Genomic DNA, 2,675 nt, shown 5'->3' with positions numbered 1-2,675 from the left:
CGCTCCCGGTACAAGATCACGTCTCCATCGACCGGAAGTATCGGTTCATCCGGAAATGGAAGACAACAGATGCCGCCGCCAGCGATGGCGCGCGATTGAGAGAGGGGCTGCTGGATAAAACCAATTTGGCATCAACAGTCTGGGCTGATACAGCCTACCGCTCAAAAGCCAATGAGGACTTCATGGAAAAGCAGGGCTTTGTCTCGAAGGTTCATAGGAAGAAGCCGCATCTCAAACCGATGCCCCGGCATATCCAGAGATCCAATGCAGGAAAGTCTGTGATCCGATCCCGCGTCGAGCATGTCTTTGCTGACCAGAAATAGCAAATGGGTCTGTTCGTCCGAACTGTCGGTATCACCCGGGCCACAATGAGGATCGGCCTGGCCAATATCGTCTATAATATGCGCCGCTTCCTCTTCCTCGAAAGATTGAGCGCGAATGCATAGCAATCCAGCGGGGGGGCAGCACGCGATCTGCTCAAAACGCAGATCGAAAACGAACCCAAAAGTAGTCAATCAAATCAACAAAAACCTGAAATCACCAGCCAAGCACATCAATCAAGGGTTTTTCGAACCCTCCAGATGCTAAATGACGACACGCCCTAGCGGGAAGACTACAATACGGTACGTCCCCATTCCCAACTGGATGGCAGGACACCGGATCAGATCGCCAGACAAGGGTCTCGGGGGCATGCTCCCGAGACCCTTGTCATCCCATCAACCCCAAGCCATAAAAAACGGGAACTCTCCTTTTGAGTGGATACAAAAAAGGGGGCACGTCACATCATGGCCGTGTTCCCCATATGGAAGATCCGCATTTCGTGCACGCGGCTCCAGAGCATTATGAGGAATATAAACAGCATCTTGAGGCTGTGCAGAAGATACAGAAAGAGACCGGAGGCGGCAGCAAGAAGGTTGCCGAGGCTGGCATCAATCAGTGACTACATGGCGGACAGCGCCATGCACTCACTGAAAACCGGTCTTCAGCTAAACGTATTCCGGATGATGATTTCAGACTCAGGCAGGATCCCTCCCGTAGGATAAGGATCTTTCGCAGGCTTGCCGAGGGCCACGAACATGACGATCTCATGGTCTTCAGGCAGATGGATCAGCTTGCCAACGGCCTCAAAGTCGAACCCATCCATGGGGCAGGTGGCGTAACCCATGCTCTCTGCCAGAAGCATGATCGCGCCCGCCGCCATGCCACAGGAGCGCATGCCTTCATCGCGCTGCACCTGCTCACGTCCGCGATAATACTGATCGATGGCGCCCACCATGATTTCCTGTGTCTCTGGTCCCGCATTTTCCCAGTAGCGTGCGGGAGATTTCTTCCACGCCTTGATGTCGGCGCACAGGATCAGCAACGCGGACGCATCGGTCACCTGCGGCTGGTCCCAGGCAACCTTGCGGATTTCACGGCGCAGTTCCGTATCCTCCACCACCACGAAGCGCCAGTTCTGGATATTGAACGCCGTCGGCATTCGACGGGCCAGCCCGAGGATCGTTTCAAGATCCTCTTCCGGTATGCGATGTTCGGCATCGAACACCTTGGTCGCACGACGTGCAAGAATGGCGCTGGCAACATCGAGTGTCATAGAGAATTTTCTCCTGATTCTTTCAGTAACTGCGGGAGGGTTTGAGGTGCGCGTCAACGGCGTAGATGCTGACAGGCAGTTTCACACGTGAAACACCGTCATGCTGGAACGTCGCGGTGCGGTTGAGCTGGATGGCGGGAATCCACAGAGCACCTTTGTTGGTGATCCACAGTGCGTCTCCCCATACCAGACGTGGATCATCAATGAAGGTCGAGCCCTGTCCTTCCGGCGTGATTTTCAGAATACGCAGATGATCCACATCCGACACGTAGAGATTGCCATCCCCGTCAATGGCGGTCCCACCAGTGGTCGGCGTGTCATAGAATGGCTTTACGCGCGCATTGAGCTGCGCATCCGTCAGCGTCTTATTCTCTAGGTCTGCTGTTGCTATTTTCGACATCGGACCCGAACTGGGCTGGAAATACAGCGTCTCACCGTCTGGCGAGATTTCCAGTTGATCGGCATGAATCCGGGCTTCACGGTTGCCTGTCATCAGGATCTGCCCCTCGGCGCGCATCGGCCGTTCGTCCGTCACACAGGGCTGATGCGCCAGAACGCGTCGCTGCTGTCCATCACGCAGATCAACAAGAATTAGACTCGGATCACCGGCATCCGTGAGAATTAGCGTGTTGTTATGAAAACGCAGATCATCAACGTAGCTGAAACGCGTGATCCCCTGACGGAGCACGATCAGATGCACGGGACGTCCGGTGGCGGGATCGAAGGCGACCAGTTTCGGGGCAGCGCCGTTTGCCGGGTTGGGGTTGCCTCCGACATTTGCTTCACCGGAATCCACCACCCAGAGCAGCCCGTCTGGACCGATGCGGATGGCGTTGACCCGGACAAAGCTGTTCAGTGCATCATGCGCATGTTCCCAGTCGTTCCATGACGCATCCGGAAAAGGCCGCATTGAACCATCCGGCTGGAGTTCGCCCACGGTGGGACCAGAGCCGCCACCACCCCAGTAGGGGAAGGACATGAACACACGGCCTGTGTCTGTGGTCGTCACGGCGTTCATGATGCGATCGGACGAATAGACCGTCTGGAGCGCTGAACCTGGATAGGACTGCGCCCGTGCAGG

General features: G+C 55.9%; 3 protein-coding genes and 1 pseudogene. 2 read left to right on the top strand and 2 right to left on the bottom strand.

What is annotated here, in order from left to right:
* Both AD944_RS00650 and AD944_RS16020 read left to right on the top strand, forming a co-directional pair.
* Positions 1-446: pseudogene (locus AD944_RS00650) on the top strand (transposase); the annotation flags it as partial.
* Between the two features lie 305 nt (positions 447-751).
* Complete coding sequence (locus tag AD944_RS16020) at positions 752-940, top strand: hypothetical protein (RefSeq protein WP_082741148.1); 189 nt, start codon at positions 752-754, stop codon at positions 938-940.
* A gap of 42 nt (positions 941-982) precedes the next feature.
* Here AD944_RS16020 and AD944_RS00645 read toward each other — a convergent pair whose 3' ends face one another.
* Complete coding sequence (locus AD944_RS00645) at positions 983-1,594, bottom strand: nitroreductase family protein (RefSeq protein ID WP_045541508.1); 612 nt, start codon at positions 1,592-1,594, stop codon at positions 983-985.
* Positions 1,595-1,616: 22 nt separating this feature from the next.
* Positions 1,617-2,675 (bottom strand): L-dopachrome tautomerase-related protein (locus AD944_RS00640; protein WP_061474639.1); only part of this gene is annotated, 1,059 nt, incomplete at its 5' end.

The sequence above is a fragment of the Acetobacter tropicalis genome, from assembly GCF_001580915.1.
GTDB lineage: Bacteria > Pseudomonadota > Alphaproteobacteria > Acetobacterales > Acetobacteraceae > Acetobacter > Acetobacter tropicalis.
This window is presented reverse-complemented; position numbering and strand designations above follow the sequence as displayed.

Coding starts and splice junctions, on each gene's coding strand:
- AD944_RS00645 (WP_045541508.1), bottom strand. CDS start 1,594: ATGACACTCGATGTTGCCAGCGCCATTCTTGCACGTCGTGCGACCAAG.